The sequence below is a fragment of the Bacteroides sp. HMSC067B03 genome (genome assembly GCF_001811315.1).
GTDB lineage: Bacteria > Bacteroidota > Bacteroidia > Bacteroidales > Bacteroidaceae > Bacteroides > Bacteroides faecis.
In genome coordinates, this window is the sequence record NZ_KV804289.1 from 37308 (window position 1) to 59222 (window position 21915).

Sequence of the window (21915 nt, forward strand, 5' to 3'; positions counted from 1 at the left end):
ATTAAATTCATCAATAAGATCTCACATAGCATTTTTGAGGTACTATCAAATGATATCGAAGTTTATTCTCAATATTTGTAAAAAGGATCTCTTCATCAGATAAAAAGTCAATATAAGTCGACGCTCCCTCATAGCTCCAAACTCCTAATTCTTGTTTTACAGCAAAAGTACCTGTCCCGTTTTTTATATAAATTGATTCAGAATAATCAGTTGATTTAGCTATAGTAATCGATGAATAAGGCGTTTCTACAAGATATGTGTCTGTAAGTTTAATATTGTATGTATAAGTATAATAAGCTTTATATCGTGTATACTTAATTTGTTGTTGATCAAACCAATCATATTTTTCATATCTATCTACTTTCCGACTAATATAGAAATCTTTTCCCATAGTTTGTACGGAAATCTCATCTTCATAATACTCCACGACTGAACCTACGCGACTATAGGGCCTCATATAGTAAGTTGTACCTTCATCAAGCCCTGCCAAAGTTACATGATATTTACCATCAACTCCCTTAGTAGCCGTTGTTACATTATCAGTTATCTTAGGGTTATTAAACTTTCCATAGCATACATTAATCGTATTTACACCAGCAACACCAGGGGAAACTAAAGTAATTTTATCTCTATATATATCTGTTGGCTCAAAATGAGTCTTAATAACCCCTGTGGTAGAAAATGTACCTTGCTCTCCATAATGCACCTCTCCTTTTATCTTAGCATAAATACGCACGTAATAAGTTGTTTCTTGTGCTAATTCATTCAAAGTATATGCAATACTCGTATTAGATAACACTACTTTTGTCTCGTTTATCGTCGGCATTTGAGAAGTGGAATAACAAATCCCCGTTTCTTCAGTTTGGAGGCCGAAAGTTTTAATCGTTCCTTCAACATAGGCTGTATTAGTCGTGATCGAAGAAACCTTGGGCTCAGATATTTCAACTGGCACCTCTGTTGTAAACGTTGCCTGATCTCCATACTTGACAGAGCCATCAACAATCGCATAAAAGCGTCCATAATAAGTAGTGCTAGGTTCCAAATTGACCAATGTATAAGAAACTTCATCACCGGTCAAAACTACCTTTGGGTTATCTACAGTTGGAGATTGGGAAGTGGAATAACAAATTCCGCCCTCTTGAATCTTTACACCAAACGGTTTAATTGTTCCTGTTATAAACGCAGATATAGAAGTGATATCCGAGATTTCCGGCTTAGAAATATCTACTCCCTTAGCACGAACTTTTATTTTGCAAGATGCCGTTTTCTCGCCATCATTAGTCTTTGCCGTAATAGAACTTTCTCCCTCTGTTATAGCTGTCACCATTCCTTGTTCATCCACAGATACTACCTTATTGTCACTAGAACTCCATGTAACGCTTTTATCTGTCGCAGTACTCGGTTCTATAATTACCTTCAATTGCAAATGCTCTCCAGCTACCATACTTGCATCAGTCTCTTCCAGTGAAACTCCCGTTACATTAATAATTTTATCCGTAACCGTTACTAGGCACTTTGCTGTCTTTTTACCATTAAGTGCAGTCACCGTTATGATACTTTCTCCTAAATCAACAGCAGAGACCATTCCTGTTTCATCTACAGATGCAATATTAGGAGCACTAGAACTCCATGTATGACCCTGATTGGGGGTATCAGCAGGTGTAAAAGAAGCAATCAGCCTTTCTCCCTTCCCTTTTTCTAGAATTAAAGAAGGCTTGTTCAATGCAATTTCAGGTGTTGTTACCAAATCATCGTCTTTATCTTTGCTACAACTCTCTACAGATATAAGGGTAATAAATAAACAGAAAAGTAAATAGTAATAATATTTTTTCATGTTTTGATGTGTGTATATTGATTAATAATGAGACAAAAATAAGAAAACAAAGAAAATAAAAAAAACGCAATAAATATGAATCGTGATCATGCAGCTATTTCGGTGGTTAAGCAGAAAAAAAAAGAGATTAAGTGGATAATAAAAAATCATCTAGGTTCTTTGTTACTTTTGTGCGGGACGGAAGTTAACTCAAAATCGATTTTTGTTTTATTATATTAGCAAGCCGTTTATGATGTAATAATACAATAGGGTAAAGGTGATGAAGAACCTTTAAATTATATTGAATTTAGATTATATATTTGATTTCTATAAATGATTAGATGTGTAGGGCGGCGTTGTTAGATGATAGCTAAGAGTCTATCCTATGAAGTACGACATAATTTATTGCCCGCTTAATCACGTTTTTTATCCAATTAGTTGCCCGAAACGCTGGTATAATCATATTTCGTATTTATCGCATTTTTTTTGTTTTCTTTGTTTTCTTATCTTTGTTTGATAGTAATTAATATGAATACGCATTCAAAACATGAAAACTTCATTGGAAATGTTGATGATGTCACTCAGTCTTATTTTAGACTTTATAGTAATAAAGATGATAGTAGTGAAGGAGGATAATATAATTGGAAGATTACATTTATATATGAAATAGCTGATACTAATTATCATAGACATGGATAAGTATAAAGTTGTTATAGTTGATGACGATGAAGTAGCTCTTAAGAAGTTAAGCATTGAACTGAGAAAAAATCCATACTTTTCTTTAGATGGAACTGCCCGAAATGGTAAACAGGGAGAGAAACTTATTACCAAAATACAACCAGATTTGTTGTTTTTGGATGTGGAAATGCCGGATATGACTGGTTTGGATTTGCTACATGATCTGCATGACAACATTTCATGGGGTATGCGGGTGGTTTTCTATACAGCTTATGAAAAGTACATGATACATGCTATTAGAGAATCTGTATTCGATTATTTGTTGAAGTCTTTCGAGGGGCAGGAGTTGAAAAACATTCTTACGCGTTTTATGGCACAAATGGAAACAGAACCAAAAAAGGTATTGCCAATAGGAGCATCATTGTATATGGGGCAAACATTCATAGTATTTACACCAACTAATGATATGCGTGCCTTGCGTCCGGCTGAGATTGTTTTTTTTCGTTATTGCGCTGAACGTAAACAATGGGAGGTGATACTTAACAGTAAATTATCAGTGGTGTTACGACGTGGAATGACTGCCGAACAGATAATCAAATATTCGCCTTGTTTTGTTCAGATACACCAATCCTATATTATTAATATTGATTATTTGATGATTATAAAGGATAATAAGTGTATACTCTATCCACCCTTTGATAACGTGACAGAATTACTTCTTTCCAGGAAATATAAAAAAGAGTTGCAAGACAGATTTTGCTTGTGAACTGAGATAGTAAGGCAGAGTGCCATTTCATAAATTTTATCCAAAAGAAGGAAAAAGAATGAAATAAACAAGAAGCAAAGTTACATCCTATCCATAAAAATACTATATTTATTGCAGCTAGAGAGCACTTTAAGTAATGCTTAAGAAGGAAAACGAAAAGTAGTATATATGCTATATATTTTCTATTATTAATTACTTAAACACATTTTTTATGGAAGCCAAAAAATCAAAAAAGGCTGCAATTGAGAATCAAAGAGGTTCTTGGTTGTTGATGGGTTTGGTTGTTGCGCTTGCTTTCATGTTCGTATCGTTCGAATGGACACAGCATGATGTAAGAGTTGCGGCACTATCATCTGATGATGAATCCATCTTTGTAACGGAGCTCGTTCCAATCACATTCCCTGAAGAAAAACTGGAACCGCCCCCTCCACCGGAAACTAAAGTAACAGATTTGTTCGAAATAGTAGATGATACCGAAGAGGTGACGGATAATGTTTCAGTAGTACCAGACAATGTGAATGAACCTTACAAGGTTGTTTGGGTACCGCCAGTAGTGGAAACTGCAGAAGTTGAGGAAGATGTTATTCACGTAAGTGTAGAAATCATGCCTGAATTTCCTGGTGGTTCAGCAGAATTGCTGAAATATTTGAGTACTCATATCAAATATCCGACAATGTCTCAAGAGATGGGCTCACAAGGACGTGTAATTGTTCAGTTTGTTGTAGACAAGGACGGGTCGATTACTAGTCCGACAGTTGTACGAGGGGTAGATGCTTACCTGGATAAAGAAGCTATCCGTGTGATAAGTGGAATGCCCAAGTGGAAACCCGGAGTACAAAACGGTAAGAAAGTTCGAGTAAAATATACTGTGCCTGTAGTATTCAGACTACAGTAATTACTTGAAATAGATGATTAAAAGGGTCGGTCCACCGCGGGAGCCGGCCCTTTTTCTTGAAACTATCATTGTATTTAATCGCTGAAATCAGATTCTTTAATTGCTGAACTGTTCATCGATCAGTTCAAACTTGGCACCTCGATTGTTTCGCTCTCTTCCTGCCAATTGTCTATCGTAAAATTTCCGGTTTCCTCCTCCGAGAAGATGTCGCCTAAAGTTAATGTTAAGGTGAGCCGGGTATTTGCTTTTAGAGGAGCGCTCAATGTTTGCTTGAAGGTTTTTACAGTTCCGTTTTTTAGCGTAATAATTAATTGGAATAGAGGGCTTGTAGCCGATGGGAATAACATGACAGTAGCATTGCTCATCTGTGTGCCATCTGTGGAAAGTACCAAAGGGAAGGTGACTGTTTTGGTTTGATTGACCGGCTCTGCGGTATACAAATTCAATTTCTCTGCAATACCTCCAATATTTACTTTCATGCCGGAGATGCTGGAGCTTAATATTCCGTTGTTTTTGTCTTTGACAATCACTTTCAAACCTGCGACTTTTCGTTTCATCGCTGCGTTTAACTCTTCCGTACCGATATTGGCGGGCTTCACCGCATAAACCAGATCGAAAACAGGATAATAGGTCGTATCAGGAAGGTTTTGCCGGAGCCCGAAATACTGCTGAGACAGATCGCCGCCGAGAGTCAGTTGCGGGTCCTTCACTGCCGGATTACTATAGATTGGTTCCTCATATTTAGGAGTTCCCCAATAAATCATATTGTATGTTCCTACAGGAAGTGAGATGGCACGTGCGGGGTTTCCAAGAGTGTTTCCGTCTTTTAAGGTGTACATACCGGGAAATGGAGTCAGTACATCTTCCACATAGTTTCCATAATAAATGGAAGTGCCTGCCTGGCAGGGATATACTTCTAATATTCCGCTCATCGGACTCTGCGCGTTATCCGGTGTATTGACCGTAGCGCGTACTGTCGGGCTGATAAGTTCATTATTTCCTTCTCCGCCATTATTCCCGTTGCCGCCTTCGACGGGCAACATCGGATTATCACTCGAGCAACCGGCGAAGATAGCTGCTGTCAACGTTGCCAGAAAAATTGTTTTCTTCATAATTCGGATCAATTGTTTAGGTTATGATTTCCCCTTATAACATTTTTCTTCCGAATTGGTTCTATGCGATAAAAAAACATATCTTTGTGCTACGAATGAAAACGAATAATTGTTGTATGAATCTTCTACTTTGTTTAAAACGACCCTTTATCTGGCTTTCCCGTTTCCGCTATCGTTGTGGATATGGCGTACACTCGCCGTTTGCTTTTAGCTTGATTACAGATGTGATTTATGAAAAGATGCCTTATTATGCTTACTTTTCATTGAAAGAAGAACAGAAGAAGATGATAAAAGAACAGGGATGGTGCAAAGGAATACAAAAAGTCAACCGTTTCCTGTTCCGGCTGGTGAATAGAGTGCAGCCGGCTACTATTATAGAGGTGGGGCGGCCTTCCATATCTTCTCTGTATCTGCAGTCGGCCAAACCCACTGCCGGGTATCTTTTTGCTCCCGACCTGTCGGAGTTGTTTCTGGATGCTGGTGTTCCGGTTGATTTTCTATATCTGAATGATTATCAGAACTCTGAAATGCTGGAGGAGGTTTTTAAGGTTTGTGCACGCCGTACAACTTCAGAAAGTGTATTTGTCATTCATGGCATTCATTATTCTAAATCGATGAGGATGTTATGGGAACGGGTGCAAAAGGATGACAGGGTGGGAATCACTTTTGATTTGTATGATTTAGGTCTGCTTTTTTTTGATACAACAAAAATAAAACAGCATTATATTGTCAACTTCTGAGAAGCCTCATACGTTAATCTTATATATAGTAATAATGAAAAATAGACGTTTATGAAAAAGAGCCTTGTATATACAAAGACTGGGGACAAAGGAACCACCAGCCTCGTTGGCGGAAGCCGCGTGTCGAAGACCCATATCCGTTTGGAAGCTTATGGGACAATCGATGAATTGAACTCGCATTTAGGATGGTTACATACTTATTTGTTGGATGAGTCGGATCGGGATTTTATATTGGGCATACAGCACAAGTTGTTTGCTATCGGTTCGCATCTGGCAACCGATCAGGAAAAAACTCAGTTGAAGCCAGCTAGTATTATTACTTTAGAAGATATAGAACGCATTGAACAGGAAATTGATAAGCTGGATGAGCAACTTCCGGAACTCTGTGCCTTTATTATTCCGGGAGGAAGCCGCGGGGCAGCTGTTTGTCATGTTTGCCGTACTATCTGCCGGAGGGCTGAACGGCGTATCCTGACCTTATCCGAAACTTGTACAATATCTCCGGAAATATTAGCTTTTGTCAACAGATTATCAGATTATTTGTTTGTTTTATCCCGAAAAATTAATTTTGATGAACAAAATAGTGAAATATTCTGGGATAATAGTTGGAAATGATAGATTTTATTATACTTTTGCCGGAAAATAAAAAATAAGAAAATTAGTATTCACTTTTAATACTCAAGATTATGTATTGGACATTGGAATTAGCATCAAAACTGGAAGATGCTCCCTGGCCGGCAACCAAGGACGAATTGATTGATTATGCTATGCGTTCGGGTGCTCCTCTTGAAGTTATAGAGAATCTGCAAGAGATGGAAGATGAGGGCGAAATCTATGAGAGTATCGAAGATATTTGGCCGGATTATCCTAGTAAAGAAGATTTCTTTTTCAATGAGGAAGAGTATTGATTTAGAAAAGAAACCGAACATATAAAAAATACCCGACAGCTGTTCAAAAACTGTCGGGTATTTTTTTATTTTGTGATGAGCTTAAAAGACCGGCATCTGCCAGATGAAGCCTACAGAAATCCGGTTGGTACTGTAGTTTTCTTGTCCCAGCACTTTGGCACGCGAGGTGAAGTCGTAAGAACGCCCTACATAGGTTACGAAGAAATGCAGGTTTGTTTCCATCGGATAAAATTCGATACCTGCGAGATATCCCCAGGAAGTACGGTAGTTTCCTTTTTCTATTCCTTCGGAGGCTTTGGTTACAGAAGCCGTTTCATACATTCCTTTTACGAATGCATTCCATTTCGGGAGGAAACGGTAGTTACATTTGGCTACTACTGATAAATAGCCTGTGTCAAACGCATTATGTCCGCCCGGACGACCGACGATGTTTGTGATAATCCCTTTGCGGTCAATATCCTCTTTTGAGTACATAAAATCAATGAAAGCATTCCATTTTCCCAGATTCAATTCATTTCCTACGGCATAGTAATACATATTGTGGTCTTTGGCCTCGTTCATGACAGAAGCGGACCAGCGGGTTTTAAATACATTATTAAAATTGCCAACCCAGTTTAAGGTGTAGACCAATGGCATTTTTCCGGATTTCAAATCGGGAAGATTGCCTTCCGCATCCTCTGTGATGCCATAAGTGTTGTCGAAGGAACTGTTGCGGCTGTTCAATATCTGTAGATTAAGTTGCTGGTCCGGAGTCATATTATAACCGACATTCAGACCGGTCAGGAAGTTACTCATATAATCAATCATATCGCTGTATTGATAGACATCAATCGGATTCAGATCGAACTCAAAGCCGCCATAGTTGGCACTTTGCTTACCGGCAAACAGATTGAACTTATCATTGAGTTTGATGCCGATACCTGCCCAGTCGATGGAGGTCGGGAGGTTGTCTATCATGTTGTTTCCGTCGTTCGAACGGTTGAGGCGCTGGCGATAGCGGTAAGAAAGCCAGTTGTTGATATTTCCTTTTGCTTCGATGCGTAGTTGATGCATATTGAAGTCGCCTTCCTGAAATCCGTTCTGGAAATGAGCGTCGAAGCTTCCTTGCATATTCAGGTATAAGTTAAACTTATCCGTTTTCTTTTTTACATCTGTCAGTTTCTCAAAAAGGGGAGTATTGGGGGAGAATTTATCTTTCTTCTCTGTCGTTTGGGCATATATAGCCTGTATGCTACCCGCGAGGAGTAGCATAAGCATTAGTTTTTTCATAAGTTGGTCCGGTTTTTAGTATTCGTTAAAGTATTCCTGAATTTGTTTCCAGTCCGTGGTTTTGGTCAGTGCAAGCATTAACAGTACACGTGATTTTTGCGGATTCAGTTCCTGGGAAGCAACAAACTGATACTTGGCGTCATCTACTTCAGCATCGAGCGTGGTAGGACCTGTCGGTACACGAGAGGAGCGAACAACTACAATTCCTTTTCTGCGGGCGTCTATCAATGACGGGAATATATTTTTGTGGATATTGCCGTTTCCGACTCCTGCATGGATGATTCCTTTGTATCCATTGTTGAGGAATGGAGTCATTATATCAGCTTCGATATTAGAATAGCTGTATACGATACCGACCTTCGGTAATGAAGTAAGGCGTGTTACGTCGAATACCGATTGTGTGGTATGTTTCTTCAGAGTGATCTGGTTATAAAATACTTTTCCGTTCAGCACATATCCCAATGCACCGGAGTTAGGAGCTTGGAAAGTTTGTACATCGACTGTGTTCATTTTAACAACGCTTTCTGCACCCAGAATCAGACCATTCATGGCAACCAATACTCCTTTGTCTTTCGATTCTTTGGCGGCGGCAGTAACTACGGCATTATAAAGATTCAGCGGTCCATCAGCACTTAATGCTGTGGATGGACGCATGGCACCTACCAATATAACCGGTTTGTCACTTTTAACGGTCAGATTCAGAAAATAAGCAGTTTCTTCCATTGTATCCGTTCCGTGAGTGATCACGATTCCGTCGATGTCCGGTCGTTTCAATAACTCATTAATTTTCTTGGCGAGTGTCAGCCAGACTTCGTCATTCATGTCCTGTGAACCGATTCTTACAATCTGTTCGCCAGTTACGTTGGCGATATCTTTAATTTCGGGGACTGCATCAAGCAATGCGCTGATAGCAACTTGCCCTGCCGTATAGCTGGTACCTGTAGCCGAGCTTCCCGTGCCGGCAATGGTTCCTCCGGTGGCAAGAATATGGATATTCGGTTTTGCGGCAAATGCCATTGTTGCGGACAATAGTAGTGTGACTACTACCAGACCTAATTTCTTGAATTGTTTCATAACTGAAATGAGTTTAGGTTAATAATATATTAGAATATTTGTATAAAAAGCAGCCCTAAAGCAATAGCGACTACAGTAGATACTAGTCCGGGCATCATAAACGAATGATTCAACACATATTTGCCGATTTTTGTTGTCCCAGTGCGGTCGAAATTAATGGCTGCTACTACAGTCGGGTAGTTCGGGATAAAGAAATATCCGTTGACTGCCGGGAATAAAGCAATCAGCATATACGGAGAAATTCCCAATGCAATGCCCAACGGCATCAATGCCCGTACGGTGGCTGCCTGACTGTATAACAGGATAGACATGACGAACAGTGCGATACCGAACAGCCATGGCATCTGGCGTACAACACCTTCGATAGAAAGAGTCAGTTGTGCCATATTGCCCTGAAGGAATGTGTCGCCCATCCAGGCAATACCGAAGATGGCGATAACAGCCTGCATTCCGGCGGGGAATACAGAACCTTGCGTGGCCTTGATTCCATCCGTCTTGGTGACAATCAGGATGATGGCTGCCGCAGACAGCATGACGATTTCGATAATGGAAGACATGCCTAGTGTGACGATTTCGCCATCGATCAGGAAACTGGGGCGCATGCCTTCAAAAGACCCGAAAAGAACAATAAAGGCAGTCGCCAATATAAAGATGAGTACGGAAAGCATGGCAGAACGTTTGTTCCTGACATCTTTGATCTCTATCTTCTTATCATTGAAAAGACCGTCTTTCAGGCGTTTCTGATATTCAGGGTCTTCTATCAGTTCTTTGCCGACTTTCATGGAGAATAAAGCACCTACCAACACACCTATGATCGTGGCAGGAATGGTTATTTTAAGTATATCGAACAAAGTGATGTCAAAGCCGGCCAATAATCCGAGTAAAGCTACCGTAGCAGCAGAAATGGGACTGGCCGTAATAGCTTGTTGTGAGGCGATCACTGCAATGCCGAGCGGACGTTCCGGACGAATCTTAGTTTCGGTGGCTACCTCTGCAATGACAGGCAATACGGAGTAAGCTACATGTCCGGTTCCGGCTATGAAGGTGAACAGGTAAGTTACCAGCGGACTGAGCAGTGTGACGTGTGAAGGATTTTTGCGCAGCAAATGTTCTGCTAGTTTCACCATATAGTCGAGTCCTCCGGCAGCCTGCATACAGGAGGCAGCGGAAATGACGGCGGCAATCATCAACATAACGTCGATAGGAGGTGCGGTGGGTTGTAAACCAAAAACGAACGTAAGTATTCCCAATCCTACTCCTCCCATGACACCGAGTCCGATGCCCCCAAGGCGTGCACCAATAATGATAGCTGTCAGAACAAATGCTAGTTGTAATATCATCGCTTGTTGTTTTAAGTTTCAAACAAAGATAAAAGATTTATCTTCGTTTTTTCTCTGTTTCTAAGATAAACAACAAAAAAGTTATTGAATAGTTTTTGCATATTTATTAAAACAATAACATCTTTCGCTGGTTATTATATCAGCTAACGAATGTGTTATTGTTATAAAACAACCGATATGAAACAAGAATTATCAAAAAAAACTCGAACAGAGAGCGACTTGATAGGTAGTCGTGAAGTGCCCGAAAGTGCATTGTACGGAGTACAGACACTCCGTGGTATTGAAAACTTTCGCATCAGCAAGTTTCATTTGAATGAGTACCCTTTGTTTATTCAGGCATTGGCTATCACAAAAATGGGGGCTGCTATTGCCAACCGTGAATTGGATTTGCTGACGAAAGAACAAACGGATGCTATCCTCAAAGCCTGTAAAGAAATACTGGAAGGAAAGTATCACGACCAGTTTCCGGTGGACATGATTCAGGGCGGAGCCGGAACTACCACCAACATGAATGCTAATGAAGTGATTGCCAATCGTGCGCTGGAACTGATGGGACATCAACGCGGAGAGTATCAATACTGCTCGCCTAATGACCATGTGAACCGTTCGCAGTCTACCAATGATGCTTATCCTACAGCCATTCATATTGGCCTGTACTATACACATCTTAAATTAGTGAAGCATTTTGAAACTTTGATTCAGTCTTTCCGTAAGAAAGGGGAGGAATTTGCGAATATAATTAAGATGGGGCGTACTCAACTGGAAGATGCCGTACCGATGACGCTCGGCCAAACCTTTAACGGATTTGCCAGCATTCTGGAACATGAAGTGAAGAATCTCGATTTTGCCGCACAGGATTTTCTGACGGTCAACATGGGGGCAACAGCCATCGGAACCGGAATTACCGCAGAACCGGGATATGCGGAGAAATGTATTGCTGCTCTGGGTAAGATAACAGGACTGGATATCAAATTGGCGGATGACCTGATCGGAGCTACTTCGGATACTTCCTGCATGGTGGGATATTCGTCAGCAATGAAACGCGTAGCTGTTAAAATGAATAAGATATGTAATGATTTGAGGTTACTGGCCTCCGGTCCCCGTTGCGGCTTGGGAGAGATTAATCTGCCTGCCATGCAGCCGGGATCTTCCATTATGCCGGGAAAAGTAAACCCTGTTATTCCCGAAGTGATGAATCAGGTCTCTTATAAGGTAATAGGAAATGACCTTTGTGTGACTATGAGCGGAGAAGCTGCACAGATGGAACTGAATGCAATGGAACCGGTGATGGCACAATGCTGTTTCGAATCTGCGGATTTGTTGATGAACGGTTTTGATACGCTACGTACTTTGTGTATCGATGGTATCACTGCCAATGAGGAGAAATGCCGTCGGGATGTACATAATAGTATAGGTGTAGTGACTGCACTGAATCCTGTCATTGGCTACAAACATTCTACCAAGATAGCCAAAGAAGCATTGGAGACCGGTAAGGGAGTGTATGAACTCGTATTGGAACATAATATTCTCTCTAAAGAGGATCTGGATACGATCTTAAAACCGGAGAATATGATTAAGCCGGTGAAACTGGATATTCATCCGAATCATTGATTGATATGAATAAAATGAGAGGTCAGCTCGAATCTACGGGCTGACCTCTGTGTTTTGTACCACTTGTGGAGTTATATGGTATTTGTATCAACCTTGTTAACAAGAACTGACCGTTATAGCTCAACTGTTTGACGGAAGCTTTGCCCGAAGCGGTTGGTCGCTGTAATTTCGATTTTCTTCACCTTGTCCGATGATGGACGTACACGGAAAAGATGCAGCGTATGGTAACCTGTCCCTTTTCCTTTCTTCATAGTGATGAAATCCTGATCCTCATCATCAAAAGCTTCCAGTACTCCTTTCTTTTCTATTCCGTCTTCGTAGTATTGGACAGTCCAGGCAGGATCATAATCCCATATATTGACTACCAGATACTCCGGCTGTGATTGAAACTCTCCCGGCTTGTATACACGAAATTGATAGTCCAGCGGGCGTCCGGTTGCTTTATATTGCCAGGAAATGTCATCTCCTTGTACATTAACCAGTAAATAGCCGTTTGGTGCTCCGCAACGGTTCACATGGCCTGCCCACCACGCGCCGCAGGCTGCACCTATATTATGCTCATAAATATCAGGAGTAATAATCCGGTTTTCGTAGAAATGGGTATGTCCGGAAAAAATATGCACCTTATAGCCTTTCAGTATCTCAAAGAGCTGGGCAGCATTGCGGGCATTACCTCCGCCCTTGTGAGAACGATTAGCGACAGGAGCATGCACGTTCAGTAACACCAGTGAACCGGGTTGGACATAACTGAGATCCTTTTTCAACCATTCAAGCTGTGCCGGAGTGAAGTTCTCTTCATATTTCTTTTGTCCGTGATAATCGATATCCTTCATTGAAATGATATGTACTTTTCCTACATTGAAAGAGTAGTCTGTAGGACCGAAGTTCTCGCCAAACGCATATTCACCCCATTCGTCCGGGTTTTGTGAATTGCTCAGTGCGGCATATTTCAAGTCAAAATCATGATTTCCGATGGTGTGGTACATTGTCAGGTTCAGTCCGGAGATTGCATCTTTGTAAGGTGTGAATAATTGCATCGCATCCCATACGATATCTCCCAGCATCATACCGTATACTTCTTTTTCATTGAGTGTACGTAAGGTCGCTTCCAGATCGGGTACGGTTTCCATACGAAAGCGCTCCAGTTGTTTCTGGTTTTTTACTTGTGGGTCGGAGATGGCTATGAAAGTAAAGTTGTCATCCGGAGCCGTCCTTTTCTCTAATTCGAAATCATGTCGGTTTGTCTTTTTTGATTGATCCAGTCGGGCATAGTATCCGGTAGGAAGTGCATTCTTAACTGTGGGTTGATAATCTGCCGGTACCGACACATACACAAACTTGGATTGGTTGAAGTCGGATGGAAGATAATAATATCCTTTTTCATCCGTTTGAGTGAAGTGAACTCCGTCGGTCACTACTACCCCGGAAATCGGACTTTTACGGGTATCGGTTACAATACCTTTTACTGTCATTCCTTTTTTGGAAGGAATGTTGGCTGCATAACTGCAAGCTATCGAGATAGATAACATTAGCAGGCAGGAAGATAAACATCTGACTTGTTTCATCTGTTCTTTTAATATGTTGTTTAACTTAATTAGATATGCAAAGAGAAAGGATTGAGATGAAGTGCAAATGACAATGAGATTACATCTTTGTATCTTCTCTTCTTTTTGTTGAAAACGAAGTTATTTAACTCTTCGCGGGAACAATTGCCAATTCATCCGGTAAAATGGTTATTGATAGTCTCTCGGAAAGGTGCGACCTTTGCAAATGTCAATGAGATACTGACATTAATAAGATAATTTCTAATTAAAGATATATAGATATGAAAGCATTTGATGTTATTATTATTGGTTTCGGCAAAGGTGGGAAGACTCTTGCGGCTGAATTTGCAAAGCGCGGACAGAAAGTTGCTGTTATAGAACGTTCTGATAAGATGTATGGTGGTACGTGTATCAATATTGGCTGTATTCCGACTAAAACATTGGTGCATCAGGCGAAAATCGCTTCCGGTATGGTGGGAGTCACTTTTGAAGAAAAAAGTGAGTTTTACCGTAATGCTATTGCTGTGAAAGATTTTGTGACGGGTATACTGAGAAACAAGAACTACCATAACCTAGCGGATCATCCGAATGTGACGGTTTATACAGGTATGGGCTCTTTTCTTTCTGCAGATACCGTTGCTGTTCGTACCGCTACGGAAGAGATAGTATTGACATCCAAACAAATCATAATCAATACAGGTGCGGAAACTGTGATTCCGTCTATTGAAGGAGTTGTGGATAATCCTTTTGTATATACCAGTACTTCAATCATGGAACTGACCGCTCTTCCACGTCATCTCGTCATTGTCGGCGGTGGTTATATCGGGCTGGAATTTGCGTCTATGTACGCCTCTTTCGGCTCTCAGGTAACGGTACTGGAGAGCTATCCCGAACTGATAGCCCGTGAAGACCGCGACATTGCCGCAAGTGTGAAAGAAACGTTGGAGAAAAAAGGGATTGTTTTCAAGATGAACGCGAAGGTGCAGTCTGTGAACCATACATCAGAAAAAGCAATGGTTGCTTTCACTGATTCGCAAACAGATGAGGCATTTGAACTTGAAGCCGATGCCGTGTTGTTGGCTACAGGGCGCAGGCCTAACACGAAAGAGCTTCATCTGGAAGCTGCCGGAGTAGAAGTGGATGCACGTGGAGCTATCATTGTAGATGAATATTTGAAAACAACGAATCCCCGAATACGCGCGGTGGGTGATGTGAAAGGTGGTTTGCAGTTTACTTATATTTCATTGGATGACTATCGGATTATCCGGGAAGATTTATTCGGAAAGGCGGAACGAAAAACAAGTGATCGTGATCCGGTCAGTTATTCCGTATTTATTGATCCGCCTTTGGCCCGTATTGGTTTGAATGAGGAGGAGGCCCGTAAGCAGAATCTCGATATTATCGTAAAGAAGTTACCTGTTATGGCGATACCGAGAGCCAAGACTTTGGGAGAAACAGACGGTTTGTTGAAAGCTGTCATTGATAAGAATACAGGAAAGATATTGGGTTGTATGCTGTTTGCACCTGACTCCAGCGAAGTTATTAATATCGTCGCCCTCGCCATGAAGGCAGGGCAGGACTATACCTTCCTGCGCGACTTCATTTTTACTCATCCCAGCATGAGTGAGGCATTAAATGATTTGTTTTCGTAATAGTGTAAACCGTTTGCCCCAGTCGTACCACTAAGTGCATCTCACTGGTACGACTGGGTATACTTGTTCTTACATAAAATCCTCCCCCTCGTCCGGCCTTGATGAAGCATTGAAGTTAGATATTTGCATCTTCCCATTTTCTCTCTGTTTTTCAAAGTACTCGTAAAAAAATGAAATAAATAAAGGAAACAAATTGATGATGTTTGTTTTTTTGTATATTCGTGAAAAGTGGTAAACACACAAAGCAAAACTCAAAGAATACAAATTAAAAACAGCGATTATGAAAAACAGGACTTTTGAAGATTTTGATTTTACGGACTTTTGGGATGATGACGAATATGCAAAGAATGGATATATTGGTGAATTCCCTACGGAAGAGATGATAGAAGAAGTAGAACGCGAACTGGGATATAAACTGCCCGAGTCCTATATCTGGTTGATGAAACAGCATAACGGTGGAATACCTTTCAATGTCTGTTTTCCTTGTGATGAACCGACTAGTTGGGCGGATGATCATGTGGCTATTACCGGCATTATGGGAATGGACAAGGATAAGATGTATTCTCTTTGCGGACAACTCGGAAGTCGTTTCATGATTGAAGAATGGGGGTATCCGGATATTGGAGTGGCTATTTGCGACTGTCCTTCTGCCGGGCATGATATGATTTTCCTTGATTATCGGGAGTGTGGTCCGCAGGGAGAACCGAAAGTCGTTCATGTCGATCAGGAGAATGATTATTATATCACTTTGCTGGCCGATAACTTTGAAGATTTTATTCGTGGACTTGTCAACGAAGAAGTGTTTGATACGTTGGAAGAAGATGAAAGGAAAGAGTTGGAAAAAGTTCGTACCGCAGCTTTCTCGCCACTTCTGTCTGATTTATGCTCGAAGTGTGATAATCCCGTCGATACGGAACGATGGATTCGTAAAGTATCGGAAGAAATCGTAACTGATAAAGGATTCTTTGCACTTCATGCCGATACACGCTCCTATATGCTTTACGACATTCAATTATGGCTTTATACCAATGTCTATCCCGATACTACGGAAGAAGATTATTTATCTGCCTATAAAAAAATAATAGCCTTGGACGGTGAATTTAGTACGGGAGGATATGCTCCGGATTTTGTTACTGACTGGCTGACGCGACGTAAGGAGAGCGGTATTATTACTTGCAATAATGGTATTGTTTCAATGACGACGGGAGCAAAGGAAACCTTACTGGCTGACCGGGATAAGATGTGATTCTTGATTGGTAAATATAAAGGTACAGGGGCAGGATTGGATGAACAACAATGTCTCTGAAACGAACAAAGAGCAATAATTTGTGTTTATTTATTATAAATATATATCTTTGTCCCGAATTATAAACACGTAAATTTATGAAAAAGATTTTTGGTGCTTTAATGATTGCCGTATGTATCGGTATGGCAATGCCTGCCCAGGCACAATTGCATTTTGGTGTAAAGGGTGGTTTGAACTTGTCTAAAGCAAGCTTTTCAGATGTGAAGACAAACTTTAAAAAGGATAATTTTACAGGCTTCTTTATCGGTCCGATGGCGGAGTTTAATATTCCGGTGGTAGGACTGGGAGTAGATGCGTCTTTGCTTTTTGCTCAGAGGGGTATAAAGATCTCTGACGGGGGCGAAGAAGCTACTGTTAAGCAGAACGGTCTTGATATTCCGGTCAATTTGAAATATAATATTGGTTTGGGAAGCCTGTTAGGTCTTTATGTGGCTGCCGGTCCTGATTTTTATTTCGACTTTGAAAAGACATCAAAGGTTGATAAGAAGAAAGCGGAAGTAGGCATTAATGTCGGTGCAGGTGTGAAGTTGCTGAATCATTTACAGGTAGGTGCCAACTATAACATTCCGTTGGGTAAGACTGCTAGTTTTGAGGATGTTGAAGGTTCATACAAGACCAAGACTTGGCAAGTATCCGTTGCTTATATTTTCTAAGCAATCTGTTACTTTATATACTATCAAAGAAAGAGCTTCTGATCTAAGGAAGCTCTTTTTTTGTTCCGGGATTTTGTGCAAAGTGTCAGCCGGTGAATCTGAATTTATTTTCTCAGATTCTTGTTCTCAGGCAATTTTTCTTTTCAGTGTTCTTCTTTCCTCTTTTAAATCCCCATTTTTTTATTGTACTTTTGTGCTTGCAATGAAAAAGTATGTAGATGTCATATTACCATTACCGCTTCCGAAATATTTCACCTATTCTCTGCCGGATGAATGTGCGGAAGAGGTCGAGATCGGTTGTCGTGTGATAGTTCCTTTCGGACGGAAGAAGTTTTATACAGCTATCGTTCGTAATGTTCATTATTGTGCTCCGACGGAGTATGAGGTGAAGGAAATATCAGCATTGCTGGATGCTTCTCCTATTTTGTTGCCCACTCAGTTTAAATTCTGGGAATGGCTGGCGGATTATTATCTCTGTACGCAAGGAGATGTTTATAAAGCGGCACTTCCTTCCGGCTTGAAGTTGGAGAGTGAAACGATCGTGGAATATAATCCTGACTTTGAAGCGGATACACCATTGTCAGAAAGAGAACAGCGTATTCTTGATTTGCTTTCGGTAGACTCCCAGCAGTGTGTCACTAAACTGGAGAAGGAGAGTGATATGAAAAATATCCTTACCGTCATTAAATCTCTGCTGGATAAAGAAGCCATTTTTGTGAAAGAAGAATTGCGTCGTACTTACAAGCCAAAAACAGAGGCAAGGGTACGATTAGCGGGCTCTGCTGATGAAAAGAGGCTTCATATCTTGTTTGATATCCTGTCCCGTGCTCCGAAGCAGTTGGCGTTGCTGATGAAATATGTAGAGTGTTCAGGAATATTAGGAAGAGAAACGCCAAAAGAAGTTTCGAAAAAAGAACTTTTACAACGTGCGGGTGTATCTCCTTCTATTCTGAATGGTCTGGTGGAAAAAAAGATATTTGAGATTTACTTTCATGAGGTCGGTCGGTTGAATCAGCAAGTGAAAGATGTGGTTGAGTTGAATGCCTTGAACGAGTTTCAGCAGCGGGCACATGATGAGATCATACAATCCTTTCAGGAGAAAAATGTCTGTCTGCTTTATGGAGTTACATCAAGTGGTAAAACAGAAGTATATATTCATCTGATAGAAGAAACGATCCGTCAGGGAAAACAAGTGTTGTATCTCTTGCCTGAAATAGCGTTGACAACTCAAATCACAGAGCGTTTGCAACGGGTATTCGGTTCTCGTTTGGGGATTTATCATTCCAAGTTTCCGGATGCCGAGCGAGTAGAGATTTGGCGCAAACAACTGGGAGAGAAAGGGTATGATATTATTCTGGGGGTCCGTTCTTCCGTATTTTTGCCTTTCCGTGATCTGGGATTGGTCATTGTGGACGAGGAGCATGAGAATACATATAAGCAACAAGATCCGGCTCCCCGTTATCATGCACGTAATGCAGCTATCGTACTGGCTGCCATGTATGGAGCTAAAACACTTCTCGGAACTGCCACTCCCTCTATAGAAACATGGCAGAACGCTACCAGTGGAAAATATGGATTTGTACAGCTGAAAGAACGATATAAAGAGATTCAGTTACCGGAAATAATCCCGGTAGATATCAAAGAACTTCATCGCAAGAGGCGGATGGTAGGACAGTTCTCACCGCTGCTGATACAATACATGAAAGAGGCACTGGAGCAGAAAGAACAAGTCATTCTCTTTCAAAATCGCCGCGGATTTGCACCGATGGTAGAATGTCGTACTTGCGGCTGGGTGCCGAAATGTAAGAACTGCGATGTGAGCCTGACTTATCATAAGGGAATCAACCAACTGACATGCCATTATTGCGGCTATACCTATCAACTGCCGAAATCCTGTCCCGCCTGCGAAGGTACAGAACTGGTCAATCGTGGTTTTGGAACGGAAAAGATTGAAGATGATATTAAGGTTCTTTTCCCGGAAGCGGCTGTGGCCCGCATGGATCTGGATACTACCCGTACCCGTGCTGCCTATGAAAAGATTATCGCCGATTTTGAACAAGGGAAAACAGATATACTGATTGGTACGCAGATGGTGTCGAAAGGGCTGGACTTTGACCATGTAAGTATAGTAGGTATTCTGAATGCCGACACCATGTTGAACTATCCGGATTTCCGTTCTTACGAACGTGCCTTTCAACTGATGGCACAAGTGGCGGGACGAGCCGGGCGTAAGAATAAACGTGGGCGGGTAGTGCTGCAAACGAAGAGTATTGAACATCCTATTATCCACCAGGTTATCGGCAATAATTATGAAGAAATGGTGGATGGTCAGCTCGCAGAGCGGCAAATGTTCCACTATCCTCCCTACTATCGGTTGGTATATGTTTATTTGAAGAACCATAATGAATCACTGCTGGATCAGATGGCAGCGGTCATGGCAGATAAGCTAAGAATGGTGTTCGGCAACCGGGTATTGGGACCGGACAAACCTCCCGTTGCCCGTATCCAGACCTTATTCATAAAAAAGATAGTGCTGAAGATCGAACAGAATGCTCCGATGGGACGTGCACGCGAATTGCTGCAACGTATTCAGAAAGAGATGCTGGAAGATGAACGCTATAAGTCTCTGATCGTCTATTATGATGTAGATCCGATGTAGCCCTCCATATAGATCTCACTAATTTTCTCTTATAATAACCTTTATAAATTAATTAACCATGAAACGACTTACGATTTATTGCTTAACATGTCTTATTGGTGTGAGTCCTCTTTTTGCTCAACAAGGAGTGACTCAGTGTGGAACCTCTACGGGGCAACCGAAATTTCCAATAGAGACTTACGAGGAACTGCCTGACCCTACGCCCCCCTCTGACAAAGAATGGGCAGCAGTGATTACCACCCAGGTTTCCTGGGGAACTACCGATGTCCGGTATGCGAAACACAAACTCCCCCAGTTGAAGAAACAGCAAATTGCAGTCTTGAAAGGCTGGCGCGGCGAACGTGTAAATGCGCAGGCTGTCGTATGGACAGGTGCTGAAGTGAAAGACTTGAACTTCAGCTTTACTGATTTTAAAGATAAAAAAGGAAATTCTCTTTCGAACGAAGCATTCAAGGGCGGTTTCATCCGTTACGTGATGACCGATGAATTGAATAAGGACGGCAGAGGTGCATGTGGGCACCGAAAGGCTGTGGATTTTGATTCACTGCTGGTAGCCGATCCGATTGACACGAATCTGAAATCTCTGGCTCTTCCTTCGCGTACGGTTCAGCCTATCTGGGTGCAATGCTGGATTCCTCAATCCGCTGCTCCCGGAACTTATAAGGGAGCATTACTGGTAAAAGACGGTTCCCGTCTGTTGCAGCAGCTTAATCTTGAAATAGTAGTTTCTTCCCGTGAACTTCCTGTACCGTCCGAATGGGCTTATCATCTGGATTTGTGGCAGAGCCCGTTTGCTGTTGCCCGTTATTATCAGGTTCCCTTGTGGAGTCAGGAACATTTGGACGCTATGCGCCCATTGATGAAAATGTTGGCGGATGCCGGACAGAAGATTATTACAGCTACCTTGACACATAAGCCCTGGAACGGTCAGACAGAAGATTATTTTGACACGATGGTCACTTGGATGAAACGTGCTGACGGTACTTGGGCTTTTGACTATACCGTTTTCGACCGTTGGGTAGAATTTATGATGAGTGTCGGTATTGACAAACAGATCAACTGCTACTCTATGGTTCCCTGGGAATTATCTTTCCAGTATTTTGACCAGGCTACGAATTCATTGCAATTTGTGAAGACAGCACCGGGGGAACCTGCTTATGAAGAGATATGGGTTGCCATGCTTGCTTCCTTCTCCAAGCATTTGAAAGAGAAAGGCTGGTTTGATATTTGTACGATTGCGATGGATGAGCGTCCGATGGAGGTGATGCAGAAAACATTGAAGGTGATTCGTAAAGCAGATCCTGAGTTTAAAGTATCACTGGCTGGTAACTATCATGCTGAGATAGAGCCTGATTTATATGACTATTGCATAACTATCGGTCAGAACTTCCCGGAAGAGGTGCGTCTCCGTCGTTTGGCTGAGAATAAGCGCACTACTTATTATACTTGTTGTACGGAAGCACATCCTAATACATTCACCTTTTCCGATCCGGCTGAGGCTGCCTGGATGAGTTACTATTGCTCTAAGAAACATCTGGACGGCTATCTGCGCTGGGCATACAATAGCTGGCCTTTGGAACCATTGCTTGATTCACGTTTCCGTACCTGGGCGGCTGGAGATACTTATCTGGTATATCCGGGAGCTCGTAGCTGTATCCGTTTCGAACGTTTGATCGAAGGTATTCAGGCACACGAAAAAATAACGATTCTCCGCCAGGAATTTGAGAAAAAGGGAGATAAAGCCGGACTAAAGAAAATAGAGAAAATGTTAGCTCCGTTCAGACTGGGGGCCATGCCGGAAATACCGGCAGCTGTTACCGTGAACCGGGCGAATCAGATACTGAATTCGTTTTAATATAGCAGAGACGAATTAATTCTGCCAATTATTAAAAGTA

The 21915-nt window shown here is 41.5% G+C and carries 17 protein-coding genes; 11 read left to right on the top strand and 6 right to left on the bottom strand.

Features of this window, described 5'->3' with window-relative positions:
• Positions 1-10: 10 nt before the first annotated feature.
• Entirely contained in the window at positions 11-1834 is a 1824-nt protein-coding gene (locus tag HMPREF2794_RS04170) for an Ig-like domain-containing protein (protein ID WP_070751004.1), read from the bottom strand.
• Between the two features lie 670 nt (positions 1835-2504).
• On the opposite strand from HMPREF2794_RS04170, the gene HMPREF2794_RS04175 reads away from it, so the two are divergent.
• A complete protein-coding gene (locus HMPREF2794_RS04175; protein ID WP_070751006.1) occupies positions 2505-3257 on the top strand; it encodes a LytR/AlgR family response regulator transcription factor in 753 nt (250 codons plus the stop codon).
• 211 nt (positions 3258-3468) lie between these two features.
• The gene (locus HMPREF2794_RS04180; RefSeq protein ID WP_010535585.1) at positions 3469-4152 is read left to right on the top strand and encodes an energy transducer TonB; all 684 of its coding nucleotides are present in this window, start codon (positions 3469-3471) and stop codon (positions 4150-4152) included.
• Positions 4153-4271: 119 nt separating this feature from the next.
• Here the strand turns inward: HMPREF2794_RS04180 and HMPREF2794_RS04185 are convergent, their stop codons facing one another.
• A complete protein-coding gene (locus HMPREF2794_RS04185; protein WP_070751021.1) occupies positions 4272-5264 on the bottom strand; it encodes a FimB/Mfa2 family fimbrial subunit in 993 nt (330 codons plus the stop codon).
• Positions 5265-5380: 116 nt separating this feature from the next.
• On the opposite strand from HMPREF2794_RS04185, the gene HMPREF2794_RS04190 reads away from it, so the two are divergent.
• The 3 genes from HMPREF2794_RS04190 to HMPREF2794_RS04200 all read left to right on the top strand — a co-directional run bounded on the left by HMPREF2794_RS04190 (position 5381) and on the right by HMPREF2794_RS04200 (position 6912).
• A complete protein-coding gene (locus tag HMPREF2794_RS04190; RefSeq protein WP_055269552.1) occupies positions 5381-6004 on the top strand; it encodes a hypothetical protein in 624 nt (207 codons plus the stop codon).
• Positions 6005-6055: 51 nt separating this feature from the next.
• Entirely contained in the window at positions 6056-6619 is a 564-nt protein-coding gene (locus HMPREF2794_RS04195) for a cob(I)yrinic acid a,c-diamide adenosyltransferase (protein ID WP_070751008.1), read from the top strand.
• 71 nt (positions 6620-6690) lie between these two features.
• Positions 6691-6912 carry a DUF2795 domain-containing protein gene (locus tag HMPREF2794_RS04200; protein ID WP_002558131.1) on the top strand — a complete coding sequence of 74 codons (222 nt, stop codon included), beginning with the start codon at positions 6691-6693 and terminating at the stop codon, positions 6910-6912.
• Positions 6913-6993: 81 nt separating this feature from the next.
• On the opposite strand, the gene HMPREF2794_RS04205 is transcribed toward HMPREF2794_RS04200, so the two are convergent.
• Genes HMPREF2794_RS04205 through HMPREF2794_RS04215 form a run of 3 tightly spaced genes read right to left on the bottom strand, consistent with a single transcriptional unit; the run spans position 6994 to position 10595 of the window.
• Complete coding sequence (locus tag HMPREF2794_RS04205) at positions 6994-8181, bottom strand: porin (protein ID WP_022300889.1); 1188 nt, start codon at positions 8179-8181, stop codon at positions 6994-6996.
• Positions 8182-8196: 15 nt separating this feature from the next.
• Positions 8197-9255 (bottom strand): L-asparaginase 2, encoded by a 1059-nt coding sequence (gene ansB / locus HMPREF2794_RS04210; protein ID WP_070751010.1) that lies wholly within the window; start codon positions 9253-9255, stop codon positions 8197-8199.
• A 29-nt stretch (positions 9256-9284) separates the two neighbouring features.
• Entirely contained in the window at positions 9285-10595 is a 1311-nt protein-coding gene (locus HMPREF2794_RS04215) for an anaerobic C4-dicarboxylate transporter family protein (protein WP_010535579.1), read from the bottom strand.
• A 177-nt stretch (positions 10596-10772) separates the two neighbouring features.
• Here HMPREF2794_RS04215 and HMPREF2794_RS04220 point away from each other — a divergent pair, with 177 nt between their 5' ends.
• Positions 10773-12206 carry an aspartate ammonia-lyase gene (locus HMPREF2794_RS04220; protein ID WP_022300890.1) on the top strand — a complete coding sequence of 478 codons (1434 nt, stop codon included), beginning with the start codon at positions 10773-10775 and terminating at the stop codon, positions 12204-12206.
• Positions 12207-12319: 113 nt separating this feature from the next.
• Here HMPREF2794_RS04220 and HMPREF2794_RS04225 read toward each other — a convergent pair whose 3' ends face one another.
• On the bottom strand, positions 12320-13771 hold the full coding sequence (locus tag HMPREF2794_RS04225) for a calcineurin-like phosphoesterase C-terminal domain-containing protein (protein WP_010535577.1): 1452 nt from the start codon (positions 13769-13771) through the stop codon (positions 12320-12322).
• Positions 13772-14031: 260 nt separating this feature from the next.
• Between HMPREF2794_RS04225 and HMPREF2794_RS04230 the strand changes: the two genes are divergently transcribed.
• From HMPREF2794_RS04230 to HMPREF2794_RS04250, 5 genes are all read left to right on the top strand, one after another.
• Positions 14032-15402 (top strand): FAD-dependent oxidoreductase, encoded by a 1371-nt coding sequence (locus HMPREF2794_RS04230; protein WP_010535576.1) that lies wholly within the window; start codon positions 14032-14034, stop codon positions 15400-15402.
• Between the two features lie 280 nt (positions 15403-15682).
• Positions 15683-16648 (top strand): SMI1/KNR4 family protein, encoded by a 966-nt coding sequence (locus HMPREF2794_RS04235; protein ID WP_055269550.1) that lies wholly within the window; start codon positions 15683-15685, stop codon positions 16646-16648.
• Positions 16649-16785: 137 nt separating this feature from the next.
• Positions 16786-17361, top strand: coding sequence for a porin family protein (locus HMPREF2794_RS04240; protein ID WP_010535574.1), 576 nt, complete (start codon positions 16786-16788; stop codon positions 17359-17361).
• Between the two features lie 202 nt (positions 17362-17563).
• The gene (gene priA, locus HMPREF2794_RS04245) at positions 17564-20020 is read left to right on the top strand and encodes a replication restart helicase PriA (RefSeq protein WP_055269592.1); all 2457 of its coding nucleotides are present in this window, start codon (positions 17564-17566) and stop codon (positions 20018-20020) included.
• A gap of 58 nt (positions 20021-20078) precedes the next feature.
• Positions 20079-21875: a DUF4091 domain-containing protein gene (locus tag HMPREF2794_RS04250; protein ID WP_010535572.1), complete on the top strand. Its 1797-nt coding sequence runs from the start codon at positions 20079-20081 to the stop codon at positions 21873-21875.
• Positions 21876-21915 lie beyond the last annotated feature (40 nt).

Excerpts from the sequence above, each read along its gene's own strand:
- HMPREF2794_RS04195 (WP_070751008.1), top strand. The coding sequence starts at position 6,056 with ATGAAAAAGAGCCTTGTATATACAAAGACTGGGGACAAAGGAACCACC.
- HMPREF2794_RS04170 (WP_070751004.1), bottom strand. The coding sequence starts at position 1,834 with ATGAAAAAATATTATTACTATTTACTTTTCTGTTTATTTATTACCCTT.
- HMPREF2794_RS04185 (WP_070751021.1), bottom strand. The coding sequence starts at position 5,264 with ATGAAGAAAACAATTTTTCTGGCAACGTTGACAGCAGCTATCTTCGCC.
- HMPREF2794_RS04235 (WP_055269550.1), top strand. The coding sequence starts at position 15,683 with ATGAAAAACAGGACTTTTGAAGATTTTGATTTTACGGACTTTTGGGAT.
- HMPREF2794_RS04250 (WP_010535572.1), top strand. The coding sequence starts at position 20,079 with ATGAAACGACTTACGATTTATTGCTTAACATGTCTTATTGGTGTGAGT.
- HMPREF2794_RS04240 (WP_010535574.1), top strand. The coding sequence starts at position 16,786 with ATGAAAAAGATTTTTGGTGCTTTAATGATTGCCGTATGTATCGGTATG.
- ansB (WP_070751010.1), bottom strand. The coding sequence starts at position 9,255 with ATGAAACAATTCAAGAAATTAGGTCTGGTAGTAGTCACACTACTATTG.
- HMPREF2794_RS04205 (WP_022300889.1), bottom strand. The coding sequence starts at position 8,181 with ATGAAAAAACTAATGCTTATGCTACTCCTCGCGGGTAGCATACAGGCT.
- HMPREF2794_RS04175 (WP_070751006.1), top strand. The coding sequence starts at position 2,505 with ATGGATAAGTATAAAGTTGTTATAGTTGATGACGATGAAGTAGCTCTT.
- HMPREF2794_RS04180 (WP_010535585.1), top strand. The coding sequence starts at position 3,469 with ATGGAAGCCAAAAAATCAAAAAAGGCTGCAATTGAGAATCAAAGAGGT.
- HMPREF2794_RS04200 (WP_002558131.1), top strand. The coding sequence starts at position 6,691 with ATGTATTGGACATTGGAATTAGCATCAAAACTGGAAGATGCTCCCTGG.
- HMPREF2794_RS04215 (WP_010535579.1), bottom strand. The coding sequence starts at position 10,595 with ATGATATTACAACTAGCATTTGTTCTGACAGCTATCATTATTGGTGCA.
- priA (WP_055269592.1), top strand. The coding sequence starts at position 17,564 with ATGAAAAAGTATGTAGATGTCATATTACCATTACCGCTTCCGAAATAT.
- HMPREF2794_RS04190 (WP_055269552.1), top strand. The coding sequence starts at position 5,381 with ATGAATCTTCTACTTTGTTTAAAACGACCCTTTATCTGGCTTTCCCGT.
- HMPREF2794_RS04220 (WP_022300890.1), top strand. The coding sequence starts at position 10,773 with ATGAAACAAGAATTATCAAAAAAAACTCGAACAGAGAGCGACTTGATA.
- HMPREF2794_RS04225 (WP_010535577.1), bottom strand. The coding sequence starts at position 13,771 with ATGAAACAAGTCAGATGTTTATCTTCCTGCCTGCTAATGTTATCTATC.
- HMPREF2794_RS04230 (WP_010535576.1), top strand. The coding sequence starts at position 14,032 with ATGAAAGCATTTGATGTTATTATTATTGGTTTCGGCAAAGGTGGGAAG.